This window comes from Cellulomonas sp., assembly GCF_035634735.1.
Classification (GTDB): domain Bacteria; phylum Actinomycetota; class Actinomycetes; order Actinomycetales; family Cellulomonadaceae; genus Cellulomonas.
Genome location: NZ_DASQCJ010000077.1, coordinates 1 through 12,655 on the forward strand (window position 1 = coordinate 1; position 12,655 = coordinate 12,655).

The window sequence follows — 12,655 nt, forward strand, 5'->3', positions numbered from 1 at the left end:
CGCTGTGGAAGGCGCGGGAGAAGGAGATCACCGAGCAGGCCGAGGAGCTGCTGGTCCGGTTCAAGCTCGACGCCAAGCGCGACGACTACGCCGGGTCCCTGTCCGGCGGCCAGCGCAAGCTGCTCGAGATGGCGCGCGCGCTGATGTCGAAGCCCACGATGGTCATGCTCGACGAGCCGATGGCCGGCGTGAACCCGGCCCTCACCCAGTCGCTGCTCGGGCACATCCAGGCGCTGCGCGAGGACGGCACCACGGTCCTGTTCGTCGAGCACGACATGCACATGGTCCGGCACATCTCCGACTGGGTGGTCGTGATGGCCGAGGGCAGGATCGTGGCCGAGGGGCCGCCCGAGGACGTGATGGCCGACCAGGCCGTCATCGACGCCTACCTCGGCGCGCACCACGACACCGACCTCGGCGACGACGCGCTGCTGGACGACGGCAGCATCGAGCAGCTCGAGGCCGAGGAGCAGGCGAACCAGGCGGCGGCCGCGGCGGCCGCCTCCCCGACGACCGAGGAGGGCTCGCGATGAGCACCGCCGTGCAGGGGTCCGACCCCTCGACCGTCCACCGCGGCGCGCCCGCCGGGGAGCCGCTGCTCGCGGCGACCGACCTGGTCGCCGGCTACGTGCCGGGCGTGAACATCCTCAACGACTGCAACCTGGTCGTGCACCCCGGCGAGCTCGTCGGCATCATCGGCCCGAACGGCGCCGGCAAGTCGACGCTGCTCAAGGCGCTGTTCGGGCTCGTGACCATCCGGTCGGGCTCCGTCGTGCTGAAGGGCGAGGAGATCACCAACCACCGCGCCGACTCCCTGGTGCGGCGCGGCGTCGGCTTCGTCCCGCAGACGAACAACGTGTTCCCGTCGCTGTCGATCCAGGAGAACCTGGAGATGGGTCTCTTCCAGGCCCCGAAGCGGTTCGCCGAGCGGTTCGACTTCATCGTCGACCTGTTCCCGGTGCTCGGCGAGCGGCGCAAGCAGCGCGCCGGGTCGCTGTCCGGCGGCGAGCGGCAGATGGTCGCCATGGCGCGGGCCCTCATGATGGACCCGTCGGTGCTGCTGCTCGACGAGCCGTCCGCCGGCCTGTCGCCGGTGCGGCAGGACGAGACGTTCCTGCGGACCCGGAAGATCAACAAGGCCGGGGTGTCGATCGTCATCGTCGAGCAGAACGCGCGGCGCTGCCTGCAGATCTGCGACCGGGCGTACGTGCTGGACCAGGGGTCGAACGCCTACTCCGGGCCCGGGCGGGAGCTGATGCACGACCCGAAGGTGATCGAGCTGTACCTCGGCACGCTGGCGACGGACGTGGAGGCCGCCGCGGCGGACCGCCCGGCGTCGCCGCCCGCCGCTGCGCCCCCGGCGCCGCCCGCCGGCTGAGCCGGGCACGGCCGACCTCCGGCGGACAGGCCGACCCCTCGGGCCGGCTGACCGCGAATGCCCATCGAACGTGTCGAGTGCCTACCCGCCGGATAGGCACTCGACACGTTCGATAGGCACTCGGCGTGGCAGGGCCGCGCTGACGGGGCGCGGTCGGCGCGCTCAGCGCGGAGCGTCCAGGTGCGCGCGGAGGTCGCGCATCGTGCGCGTGAACGCCGCCTCCAGGTCGACGTCGTAGGCGTCCGCCAGGGTGAGCACGGACCAGAGGCAGTCGGCCAGCTCGTGGGCGAGGGCGGCGTCGAGGTCGTCCCGCGGGCGCACGCCGGCCTTGCCCTGCACCAGCTTCGCCAGGTCGCCGACGTCGCCCACGAACCCGAACGCGATCTCCTCCCGGGTCCACGGCCGGCCGTAGCGCTCGGTCTCCCACGCCGCGTAGCGCGCACGTACGGCCAGGGCCTCGGCCTGCATCTCCTTGAGCTCCATCGCCCCATGCTGGTCCACCGAGCCACCTGGTGGGCCCGTTCCGGCTCCCACCGTCGGACCCGGCGAGTTCGCCGGCTGCGCGCGAGTTCGCCGGTTGCGCAGCGCCGCTGGGCGCGGAACCGGCGAACTGGCGGTCGGCGTCAGGCGTGCACGTGCTCGTGCGGTTGCTCGTGGGCCACTCCCCCGGCGCCGCCGGGGGCTCTGCCCGCCGGCTGAGCCGCGCGGCCGGGGCGTCCACCGGCGGACAGCGGACCGCGAGTGTGCAGGAAACGGGCCGAGTGAGTAGCCGCCGGTTACTCACTCGGCTCGCTTTCTACCCTCTCGGCGCGGGGCGACGGCGGTCGGGGTCAGGCGTGCACGTGGTCGTGCGGGTGCTCGTGGTCGTGCTCGTGCGCGTGCTCGTGCTCGTGCGCGTGCTCGCCGTCCTCGTCGAACGGGGGCATGCCCAGGCGCGCCCGGACCTCCGGGCGGCGCAGCGGCGGCACCGTCGCCGGTGGCCGCCGCCGCTCGGGCAGCTCGTCGAGCAGCCGCGTCACGATGGCGGCGATCTCGTCGACCGCGCGGTCGAGCGGCTCGGCCGTCGCGGCGCTCACCGACTGCACGCCGGTGACCTTCCGGACGAACTGACGGGCCGCGGCCACGATCTCCTCGTCGGTCGCGGCGGGCTCGAGGCCCCGCAGCGTGGTGATGTTCCGGCACATGCCGCCCACGGTAGGTCGGCCCCCGCCTCCCGGGAAGACCCCCGGCGGCGCGGGTCGACCCCCGGGCGCGACTCAGCCGCCCGACGGGTACACGATCTGCTGCACGGCCCACCGGTTGCCGTCGGGGTCGGCGAAGAACAGGAACCGCCCCCACGGGAAGTCCTGCACCTCGCCCACCTCGAGCCCGCGGGCGGTGAGCTCCTCGCGCGCGGCGTCGATGTCCGCGACGACGAGCTGCAGCCCCTCGACGGACCCGGGCGGCATCGTGGTCAGCCCGGTCCCGATCGCGATGGACGCCCCCGAGCCGGGCGGCGTCAGCTGCACGAACCGGATGCCGCCGCCGACCTCGTGGTCGTGGTCGAGCACGAACCCGGCGCGCTGCGTGTAGAAGTCCTTGGCCCGGTCCACGTCGGAGACGGGCACCTGCACGAGCTCCAGTCGGTAGTCCATGCCCGGACGCTACGCCCGACCGCCGACACCGCCCTCGCCCGCCGGGGACGACCGAGGGCCCGGGACGCCGCACGCGTCCCGGGCCCTCGCCCGCCCTTCAGGCCGGTCCCCTGCTCCGGCCGGAGGCTCGGGCCGCCGTCGTCACTCGCCGACGGAGCCCTCGACCGCCTTCACCCAGACGTTCTTGTTGTCGGCGCCGTACTTGTACACGCCGATGAACGCGGAGGACGGGTCGTTGTCCTCGTTGAACGGGCCCACGCCGGCCTGGCCGACGTACTGGATGTCCTCGCCCGCGTCGAGCAGCTCGACGCAGTCCGCGAACGTGGTGCACTCCTCGCCGCCGTCGGCACCCGACACCGCGGCCATGTTGGCCTGGATGGTGGCGCCGTCGGTGCCGCCGCCCTTGGTGGCCGCGAGGGCCGCCAGGATGGTCGCGTCGTACGACTCGGGGCCGTAGGCGTAGTCCGTCAGCGCGGGGTCGACCTCCTTGAGGCGCGCCTGGAAGTCGTCGCTGGGGAACGCGCCCGGGATGGTGCCCTGCGCGCCCTCGAGCGTGCCCGGGTCGAAGTCCGCGGAGTAGTCGGCCGTGTTGCCGTCGACCATGTAGATCGTGGCCGGGTCGACACCCGCGGCGACGAGCTCGGGGATGATCTGCTTGGTCTGCTCGAAGGCGAGCACCACGACGGCGTCGGGGCTGGTCGCCATGAGGGCGGTGACGTCGGTCGCGAAGCTGCTCGCGGCCGGGTCGAACTCCTCGCCCTCGTTGCCGTAGACGACCGTGGCGCCCGCGTCCTCGACGGTGGTCTTGACGACGTTGCGCAGCGAGGTGCCGTAGTCGTCGTTGAACACCAGGATGCCGACGTTGGCGTGGCCGTCGCCGGTGATGAGGTTGCCGAGCGCGGCGCCCTGGACGGTGTCCGGCGGCGCGGTGCGGAAGTAGAAGTCGGAGTAGCCCGACAGCGACGTCGCGGTGTTCGCCGGCGAGATCTGCACGATCTCGGCTCCGGTGATGTCGTCGACGACGTTGAGCGTCACGGAGGAGGACGCCGCGCCGACGATGACCTGGACGTCCTGCGAGATGAGGTCCGTCACCGACTGGGTCGCGACCTCGGCGTGGTCGGCGTCCGAGGAGTCCGCGTGGATGACCTCGACGTCCGAGCCGAGGACGCCGCCCGCCTCGTTGATCTCCTGGACCGCCAGGTCGACGCCCGCGATCTCCGGCGGGCCGAGGTACGCCAGCGTGCCGGTCTGGGGCAGCAGGGTGCCGATGATCAGCGGGCCGGCGTCGCCGTCCGCCGTCTCGTCGCCGCCCGACCCGCCGTCGTCGCCGCTGCTGCACGCGGTCAGCACGAGCGCGACGGCACCCGCGAGGGCTGCCGCCTGGACGGCATGTGTCGTACGAATCATGCGTGGTACTCCTGTCGGTGAGTACTGCCTGCCGGGAGCCCCGGCCGGATGCCGGGGGTCGTGCCACCGGCGGTGTGTGGCCGTGAAGGTATGCGCCCCGTGTGTCCGCCGCGTGTCGTGCATGTCACACCGGATGACCGGTGCCGATTCGTGACCTTCCCTCGGGAAGACGCGGATCGTGGCACGACACGCCGACGAAGTGTGGCGTGGATCACATCCTGGACAGGACAAGCCCCCCCGACAGCACGAGGCCCGGCCCACCGTGCGGTGGGCCGGGCCTCGGGGAGACTCAGGACGCGGGCGTCAGGAGGCGCCGCCGCCCACCTGGTCGATGACGGCGTCCGCGACCTCGCGCATGGTGAGGCGGCGGTCCATGGACGTCTTCTGGATCCAGCGGAACGACTCCGGCTCCGTCAGGCCCATCTTGGTCATGAGCAGGCCCTTGGCGCGGTCGACGCGCTTGCGGGTCTCGAACCGCTCGGCGAGGTCGGCGACCTCGGACTCGAGCGCGGTGATCTGCGCGTAGCGGGAGATCGCGATCTCCACCGCCGGCAGCAGGTCGGCCGGGCTGAACGGCTTGACGACGTAGGCCATCGCGCCGGCGTCGCGGGCGCGCTCGACCAGCTCCGTCTGCGAGAACGCGGTGAGCAGCACGACGGGCGCGAGGTGCGCCTTCGCGATGCGCTCGGCCGCGGAGATGCCGTCGAGCACGGGCATCTTGACGTCCATGACGACGACGTCCGGCTTGAGCTCGGTGGCCAGCGCCACGGCCTGCTCGCCGTCGCCCGCCTCGCCGACGACGTCGAAGCCCGCCTCGCGGAGCGTCTCGACGACGTCCATCCGGATCAGGGCCTCGTCCTCCGCCACGACCGCGCGGCGGGCCGGCCTGGCGGCCGCCTCGGGCGCCTGCTCGGCCGCACGGGCCTGCGGGATGTCGAGGTCGAGGGTGGGTTCGGCGGCCTGGGGGTCGCCGCTCGGCGTCGCGTCCTGGGTGCTCACGAGGAGAGATTCTAGGACCTCGACGGCTCCGGGCGCGCTCCCCCGCCTGTGAACCTGCGCACGCCGACCGGTCGGTAGCGAATGCGGTGCGGGTCCGCATCGCGCCCGGCGCCCGTCACGCCGCGCCGTCGACCGCCCCGCGCGGGCCCGGGACCGCCGCGGGTCGTGCCGGGGTCACGGGAGCCCCCGGCCCCGCCGGGCGCGCCCGCAGCCACCGCCCGAACGCGTCCGCCGGCATCGGGCGCGCGTGGAGGTACCCCTGGACGCGGTCGCAGCCGAGCTCGCGCAGCAGCTGCTCCGTCTCCGCGTCCTCGACGCCCTCCGCGACCAGCCGCAGGCCGAGGTGGTGCGCGAGCTCGACGGTGCCGGCCACGATGGCCCGCGTCCGGGGGTCGGCGAGGGCGCGGGCGGTGAACGAGCGGTCCAGCTTCAGCTCCTCCGCCGGGAGGTCGTTCAGGTACGCCAGCGACGAGTACCCGGTGCCGTAGTCGTCGATGCTCAGGCCGATGCCGCGGTCCGCCAGCCGGTGCGTGACCTCGATCGCGCGGTCCGGGTCGTCCATCAGCGTGGTCTCGGTGATCTCGAGCACGAGACCGCCCGGGGCGAGCCCCGACCGGGCGAGCGCGTCGTCGACCATCCCGACGAGCCCGGGCTCGCCCAGGCAGGAGGTGGAGAGGTTCACCGCGACGCGCACCGGGCGCCCCTCGGCCGCCCAGCCCGCCGCCGCGCGGGTGGCCTGGTCGAGGACGTGCCAGGTGAGCCGCCCGACGAGGCCGTGCTCCTCGGCCAGCCCGAGGAACGCGGACGGCGGCAGCACCCCGCGCTCGGGGTGCTCCCAGCGCACCAGCGCCTCGGCCCCCACGACGCGGCCGTCCGCGGCGTCCACCTGCGGCTGGAAGTGCGTGGTGATCCGCCCGTCGCGCGGGTGGCCGTCGGCCTCGAGCGCCCGGCGCAGCGCGTCCACCCGCTCGCGCTCGTCGCGCGCCCGCGCGTCGGACTCCCGGTCGTACAGCCGCACGCCGCCGCCGGCCGCCTTGGCGTCGTACATCGCCGCGTCCGCGCACCGCAGCAGGCCCGACGCGGCGCGCGCGCCGACGGCGGTCGTCGCGACCCCGATGCTCGCCTCGAGCCGGACCACGCGGCCCTCGACCCCGATCGGCCGGGTCAGCTCGCGCCGCAGCTCGTGCCCGAGCGCCACCGCGTCGTCCGCGTCGGCGTCCCCGAGGGCGACGGCGAACTCGTCGCCGCCGAGCCGCGCCACGAGCCCCCGGCCGCCGACCGTCCCCGCCAGCCGGGCGGCGGCCGCGCGGATCACGCCGTCCCCCACCGCGTGCCCGAACCGGTCGTTGACCTCCTTGAACCGGTCGAGGTCGATCACCAGGAGCGCGCCGCGCGGGCCCGCCGCGACCGCGCGGACGTGCTCCACCAGCGCGCGCCGGTTGGCCACTCCCGTCAGCGGGTCGGTGCGGGCCTCCTGCCGCACGGCGGCCAGCTGCGCGAGGTCGCGCACGAGCCGCAGCACCCGGGCGCCCCCGCCCACCGCCGCGACCGCGGCGAGGGCGGACGACACCGGCTGGTCCCCGGGCACCAGCGCGTCCACGACCAGGATGACCACGCCCCCAGCCATCACGACCAGGGCGCCCAGCGTCGTGTCCTGCGACGCCGCCTCCTGCGGCGGGAGCGCGCGCGCCCGGCCGACCCGGAGCACTGCCGTGAGCAGCACCAGGCCCGCCCAGGCGACGACGACGACCGCGCCGGGCGCCGCCCCGGGCCCGCGGAGCAGCGCCGCCAGCTCGACGCCCGCGACCACCGCGAGGCCGGCGGCCAGCGCCCACGCCCGCAGGTCGCGCCGCAGGCCGGCGATCGCCAGCACGGTGCCCGCGGTGCCCAGGGCGACCAGCAGCGCCGCGAGCCGGACCAGGCCGAGCTGGGCCGCCCACCACGCGGCGCTGCCGGGCGCGGCGCCGACGAGCAGGTTCCCGATCGACAGCAGGGCCGCGCCCGCGCTGACGCCGTTCAGCCAGTCGCCGGGGTCGGACAGCGCCGTGCGGATCCGGTTCCAGTGCACGAGCCCGTGGTAGAGCGCGGCGGCGGTCAGCACGGCGCCGGCGGTGAACGCGGCGCCGCGCGGCCCGCCGGCGGACGCCAGCACCGCCTCGGCCGCCAGGCCCCCGGCGAGCGCCCAGGCGGCCACGGCCGCCCACCGCCACGTGACGTGGTCGCCGTCCCGGTGCCGGGCGGAGCCCCCGAGCAACCCGCCCGCGAGCGCCGCGGCGGCCGACGCGGTCGCGGTCAGCGCCACGGTCGCGGGTCCCCGCAGCGCCAGCGCGACGGCGGCGAGCGCGACCGCCGTGGCGAGCAGCGCGGCGGAGCGGGTCCGGCGGCGCGCGGCGCGGCCGGGAGGGGTGGGGGTCATCGGGGCTTCCTGGTGGCGGACGGTCGCGAGGAGCGCGCCCGGCGGCGCCACCGGCGCCCCGGGCCACCGTCGTCGACCGCCCGGGGACGCACCGTCCGCTCGATGCACGACGAGCATGCGCCCGACCGCGCGTCGGGGGCGACCCGGGAGCGGGTGAATCGGCTGGTGGCGCGGGTGATCGGCGGAGCGCGCGCCGCGGCCGGGTGCGGCGCCGGGCACCGCGGACGGGCGCCGCCGTCAGGCGCCGCGGACGCGCTCGACCCAGTCGGCCAGCAGCCCGGCGAGCACCGCGGGCCGCTCGTGCGGCAGCGCGTGCCCCGCCTCGTCGACGACCGCGAGCGTCGCGCGCGGGTACCGCCCCAGCAGCCCGACCGCCCCCGCGTAGCCCACGAACGAGTCCCGGCGGCCGGCGACCACGAGCACCGGGCCGGCGTACGGCGCCGCGTCGGGGTCGTCCGGCCCGGTGATCTCCCACCGCTCGCCGATCCGCGCGTTGGCCGCCGCGTCCGCGAGCGCCGCCCCCGGCTCGACGAACCGCCGGTACCGGTCGAGCATCGCGGGCGTCTGCACGACGAAGTAGCCGCGGAACTCCGCGTCCCCGAGGTCGTCGTCCCGGACGACCGGGGCGTGCGCCGGGACGTCGTGGCCGCCGGCGACCAGCGGGCAGACCAGCGCCAGCCCGGAGACCAGGTCGGGGCGCCGGGACGCGATCCCCCGGGCGTCGTGCGCGCCCGCCGAGTGCCCGACGAGCAGCACCGGCCCGCCGCCCGCCTCCCGGGCCACCACCTCGACGAACCCGGTCAGCACGTCGACGACGTCGTCCTCGGACCGCAGCGCCGGCGGCGCCGGGGTGCGGCCGTGGCCCGGCACGTCCGCGTACACCCGGCGCAGCCCGCCGGCCGCCGCGAGCGCGGGCTCGAAGCACGCCTCGGCCTCCCGGTGGTCGACCCCCGCGCCGTGCAGCACCACCACCGGCCGGCCGGACCCGTGCGCGACGTGGTGCACCGCGATCCCGTGCGTCGTGACCTCCATGCCCCGCACCCCCGTCCCCGGCCGAGCCCGCGCCCCCTCAGCGGAGCACGACCACGCCGTCCTCGCCCTGCCCGTACAGGTACCCGGCCTGCGTCCACACGCCGTCGACCCCCGGCGGCAGCGGCGTGGTCCACGCCGCGCGACCGCTCCCGAGGTCGTACGCCGCGAGCACCGGTCCGCCGTCGTCCGGCGACCGCTCGACGCGCAGCAGGTGCACGCCGTCGGTGATCAGCCGGTAGTCGTCGAGCATCCCGCCCTCCGCGGTCCACCGCTCCTCGCCGGTCGCGGCGTCCACCGCCCACAGCGTCGTGCCGCCGCCGCCGTACAGCACGCCGTCGAGCAGCACGCGGTTGGTCGGCGCCATCCCGTCCGAGGGGCGCTCCCACAGCACCTCCCCCGTCGTCGCGTCGACGCCGCGGAGCAGGCGCTGCAGCGAGCCGTCGGCGACCTCGACCACCAGCACGCCGGGTGCGGAGCCGTCGTCGGGCGCCATCAGCTGCACCTGCCCGTCCGCCTCCCCCGTCCCTGTGCCGTCGGTGCCGAGCAGCAGCGTGCGGCTCGAGCCCAGCTGCTCGACGAGCCGGTCGCCGCGCACGACGCCGACGCCCGACCCGCCCGCCTGCACGCTCCCGGTCTCCGCGTCGACGGCCCACGTGGCGCCGGCCGCCGACACCAGCACGTGGCTGCCGGCGCGGGTGAGCCAGGCGCTGACCGGACCCGGGGCGAGCGGGGCCGGCACGTCGGCGGCCCAGCGCGGCTCCTCGGTGCCGGCGTCGGTCGCGACCAGCCGGACGGCGTCCTCGCCCGGGGTGCCGACCACGAGGGTGCCCCCGACGACGGTGGCCGCGGCGCCCGGGTCGAGGTCGCGCTCGGTGCGGACCGCGTGGTCGCCGAGGTGCACCTCGACCAGCCGGGTCGACGTCGGCTCGCCGGACTCCGCCCCGTAGTCGGTGAGCACGCACCACAGCGTGCGCGCCGGCCCGTCGGTGCCGCTCTCGCAGCCGAGGTCCCGGGTGGTCAGGTCCGCCGGCGGGTCGGCCACGTCGACGCGCCAGACCTCCGCGCCGGTCGCGGGGTCGACGCCGTGCACCCGGACGGGCTCGGACGGGTCCCCGGGCACCAGCCCCGCCACGAGACCGGACGGCGTCCGCACCCCGCCGTACAGCGCCGACGCCAGCTCCGGCGACGCCACCCAGGTCGCGTCGAGCGGGGCCGTGACGGTCGAGGAGATGACCCCGGGCGTCGCGCGCAGGGCCTCGGCGGCCGACTCGGCCCGCGCGTCGGCGGCGACCTGCCACGCGACGACGGCCACCGCACCGGCGACCGGCAGCGGCCACCAGCGGCGGAGCAGGGCGCGGGCCCGGCGGGCGCGGGCCGGCTCGGGGGCCGGGGCGTCGGGCGGGGCGGGGCCGTCGGCGTCCTCCAGCTGCACGTCGGCCATGCGTCCCGCCCCCATGCGCCCACCCTAGGCGGGGCGGGTCCGGGCGGGGGCGGGTTCACCCGCGTCGTGGCCGGCCCGGGGACGACGCAGCGCCCGGGCACCAGGTGCCCGGGCGCTGCGCTCGCGGAGCGGACGACGGGATTCGAACCCGCGACCCTCACCTTGGCAAGGTGATGCTCTACCACTGAGCCACGTCCGCACGGCCTCGTCCTCGGCCCGTTCCCGGGCCGCGAGGCGAGATAGGACAGTACAGGGCGCGCGGGGCTTTCGCGAAACCGCGCCGCGCCCTCGCCGGCGGCTCAGGGTGTCGCGCGGGGGCCGCCGATCGCCGCCAGCCGCTCGACGAGGTGGTCCGCGGACGGCGCCTCGACCGCCACCTCCACCGTGCCGCCGGGCGCGTCGACCGCCAGGATCTCCAGGCCCGGCGCCACCCGCAGCACGTCCCCCCGCCCGGTGCGCCGGCCCGTGCGCCGCACCCCGTCCACCGCCAGCCGGACCGGCTGCCGGCGCAGCGGCCGCATCCCGGCCACCAGCCGCACGACGGTGACCCCCGTGTCGTCGACGTCCAGCCGGGCGCCCACCCAGCGCGGGCCGAGGCCGGTGCCCCCGCCCGCGGACGCGGACCGCACCGACCCCTCGAACCGTCCCGTCCGCGCGCCGGTGGCCGCCCGGCGCCGCTGGAGGGGCCCCGACAGGGCGTCGCCGATCCCCGCCGCGAGCGCCGCGGTCCCGGCGATCACCCACGCGGAGGTCGCGTCCTCGTGGAACACCCAGCGGGCCACCGCGGCCCCCACGGCGCCGCCGAGCACGCAGGCGACCAGGACGGCGAGGACGGACGAGCGGCGGGACCCCATCGGGCCAGCATGGCGGTGCGGGACCCGCGCTGTCCGGGGAAACGACGTCCCGGTCCCGCCCGGGCGACGACCGCGCGGGCGTAGCCTGGGCCGCACCACCACGGCCGGGACGGAGGACGCACGTGCTCGACGCGCTGCTGACGCTCCTCCGCGACGTCCCCGCCTCGCTCGCGGTGCTGCTCGGCACCGGCACGCTGACGTCGGCGCTGCTGCTCGTCGGCGCCACGGCCTTCGCGGCCGCCGCGCTGTCCCTGCTGTCCCGTGGGGCGCGCGCCGTCGTGCTCGCGACGGCCCCGGCGCGCGCCGCCCGACGCGTGGCGGAGGCGCTGGACCTGCGCCCGGTGGTGACGCAGAACGACCCGGACGCACCGGGGCGCGCGCGTCCGCGGGCACCCGGCCTGCTCCTCGGCTGATCGCCCCCGCCGCGACCCGCGGCCCGTCGACGGCCCGACCGCCCCGCGCGCCCTGACGCGCGCCCGCGCGGTCCTGGGTCCCCGGCCGGGTCCGTGCGCCGGCGCGGGGAGGTCGGCGAACGCCTCCCCCGCCGTTCGACCGAGGACTCCCACCATGGACCTGCTCGCCCTGCCCCCCGTCGCCGCCGTGCTCGACGCCGCCTACCGCGCCCTCATGGGCCTGACCCACCTGCTCGAACCGCTCGCGGGCGCCGGCGCGGCGGCCGCCGCCGTCGTGCTGGTCACCCTCGCGGTGCGCGCCGCGCTGATCCCCGTCGGCGTCGCCCAGGCGAAGGGCGAGCGCACCCGCGCCCGGCTCGCGCCCCGGCTCGCCGCGCTGCAGCGGCGGCACCGGGACGACCACGCGGCGCTGCAGCGCGCCACCCTGGCGCTGTACGCCGAGGAGGGCACCTCGCCGTTCGCGGGCTGCCCGCCGGTGCTGGCGCAGGCCCCGGTCGTCGGGATCGTGTACGCGGTGTTCGTGCACCCGGTGATCGCCGGGCACGGCAACGACCTGCTCGGGCACACGCTGCTCGGGGTGCCGCTGGGCACCGGGCTGGTCGGGTCCGTGGCGGGCGGCACGGCGTCCGTGGCCGTGCTGGCGGTGTTCGCGGTGCTGGTCGCCGGTATCGCGGCCGTCGGGGAGCTGACCCGGCGGGCGGTGGCGCCGGGCGGGGCGCTGGCGGTGCCGGCGGCCGGGGCGGGCGCGGCGAACCCGCTCGCCGGCCCCGGGGCCCGGCGGGCGCTCGGCGCCCTGCAGTTCCTCACCGCGGGCGTCGCGTGCGTGGTGCCGCTGGCGGCGGGGCTGTACCTGCTGGTCACCGTGTGGTGGACCTACGCCCAGCGGCGCGTGCTGCGCCGGCGGTTCCCGCTGGACGGGTGACGTGTGCGTCGCCGTGCGGACGCGCGCGCTGGCTGCGGTGTGCCCCGAGTGGGATTCGAACCCACACTGGATCGGGTTTGAGCCGATTGCCTCTGCCGTTGGGCTATCGGGGCGCCGCACCAGGCTACCGGCGCGCGGCCGGGCCTCCGGCCGCCCCGG

The 12,655-nt window shown here is 76.8% G+C and carries 13 protein-coding genes and 2 tRNA genes; 4 read left to right on the forward strand and 11 right to left on the reverse strand.

The genetic code is table 11. The features are described 5' to 3' along the window. On the forward strand, positions 1–533 hold a 533-nt coding region (locus VER05_RS07035; protein ID WP_324844670.1), incomplete at its 5' end, for an ABC transporter ATP-binding protein. Next, positions 530–1,378: an ABC transporter ATP-binding protein gene (locus VER05_RS07040; protein ID WP_324844671.1), complete on the forward strand. Its 849-nt coding sequence runs from the start codon at positions 530–532 to the stop codon at positions 1,376–1,378. The genes VER05_RS07035 and VER05_RS07040, both read left to right, overlap by 4 nt. Positions 1,379–1,540: 162 nt before the next feature. On the opposite strand, the gene VER05_RS07045 is transcribed toward VER05_RS07040, so the two are convergent. The 10 genes from VER05_RS07045 to VER05_RS07090 form a co-directional block, all read right to left on the reverse strand. Then, positions 1,541–1,879 (reverse strand): MazG nucleotide pyrophosphohydrolase domain-containing protein, encoded by a 339-nt coding sequence (locus VER05_RS07045; protein WP_324844672.1) that lies wholly within the window; start codon positions 1,877–1,879, stop codon positions 1,541–1,543. Positions 1,880–2,208: 329 nt separating this feature from the next. Beyond that, positions 2,209–2,562, reverse strand: coding sequence for a DUF2277 domain-containing protein (locus tag VER05_RS07050; protein WP_324844673.1), 354 nt, complete (start codon positions 2,560–2,562; stop codon positions 2,209–2,211). A gap of 72 nt (positions 2,563–2,634) precedes the next feature. Beyond that, positions 2,635–3,012 carry a VOC family protein gene (locus tag VER05_RS07055; protein WP_324844674.1) on the reverse strand — a complete coding sequence of 126 codons (378 nt, stop codon included), beginning with the start codon at positions 3,010–3,012 and terminating at the stop codon, positions 2,635–2,637. 141 nt (positions 3,013–3,153) lie between these two features. Continuing rightward, a complete protein-coding gene (locus VER05_RS07060) occupies positions 3,154–4,419 on the reverse strand; it encodes an ABC transporter substrate-binding protein (RefSeq protein ID WP_324844675.1) in 1,266 nt (421 codons plus the stop codon). 303 nt (positions 4,420–4,722) lie between these two features. Continuing rightward, positions 4,723–5,352, reverse strand: a complete 630-nt coding sequence (locus VER05_RS07065; protein WP_324844682.1) for an ANTAR domain-containing response regulator — start codon at positions 5,350–5,352, stop codon at positions 4,723–4,725. Between the two features lie 181 nt (positions 5,353–5,533). Beyond that, the gene (locus VER05_RS07070) at positions 5,534–7,834 is read right to left on the reverse strand and encodes a bifunctional diguanylate cyclase/phosphodiesterase (RefSeq protein ID WP_324844676.1); all 2,301 of its coding nucleotides are present in this window, start codon (positions 7,832–7,834) and stop codon (positions 5,534–5,536) included. A 237-nt stretch (positions 7,835–8,071) separates the two neighbouring features. Next, a complete protein-coding gene (locus VER05_RS07075) occupies positions 8,072–8,866 on the reverse strand; it encodes an alpha/beta hydrolase (RefSeq protein WP_324844677.1) in 795 nt (264 codons plus the stop codon). A 37-nt stretch (positions 8,867–8,903) separates the two neighbouring features. Beyond that, positions 8,904–10,322, reverse strand: coding sequence for a PQQ-binding-like beta-propeller repeat protein (locus tag VER05_RS07080; RefSeq protein WP_324844678.1), 1,419 nt, complete (start codon positions 10,320–10,322; stop codon positions 8,904–8,906). A gap of 112 nt (positions 10,323–10,434) precedes the next feature. Further along, positions 10,435–10,506: transfer RNA gene (locus VER05_RS07085), tRNA-Gly, on the reverse strand. A 100-nt stretch (positions 10,507–10,606) separates the two neighbouring features. Then, on the reverse strand, positions 10,607–11,161 hold the full coding sequence (locus tag VER05_RS07090; RefSeq protein ID WP_324844679.1) for a hypothetical protein: 555 nt from the start codon (positions 11,159–11,161) through the stop codon (positions 10,607–10,609). A gap of 122 nt (positions 11,162–11,283) precedes the next feature. Between VER05_RS07090 and VER05_RS07095 the strand changes: the two genes are divergently transcribed. Together VER05_RS07095 and VER05_RS07100 are read left to right on the forward strand one after the other, a co-directional pair. After that, a complete protein-coding gene (locus tag VER05_RS07095) occupies positions 11,284–11,574 on the forward strand; it encodes a DUF6412 domain-containing protein (RefSeq protein ID WP_324844680.1) in 291 nt (96 codons plus the stop codon). Between the two features lie 154 nt (positions 11,575–11,728). Then, a complete protein-coding gene (locus VER05_RS07100) occupies positions 11,729–12,496 on the forward strand; it encodes a YidC/Oxa1 family membrane protein insertase (protein WP_324844681.1) in 768 nt (255 codons plus the stop codon). 40 nt (positions 12,497–12,536) lie between these two features. On the opposite strand, the gene VER05_RS07105 is transcribed toward VER05_RS07100, so the two are convergent. After that, positions 12,537–12,609, reverse strand: a tRNA-Leu gene (locus VER05_RS07105). Between the last annotated feature and the right edge of the window lie 46 nt (positions 12,610–12,655).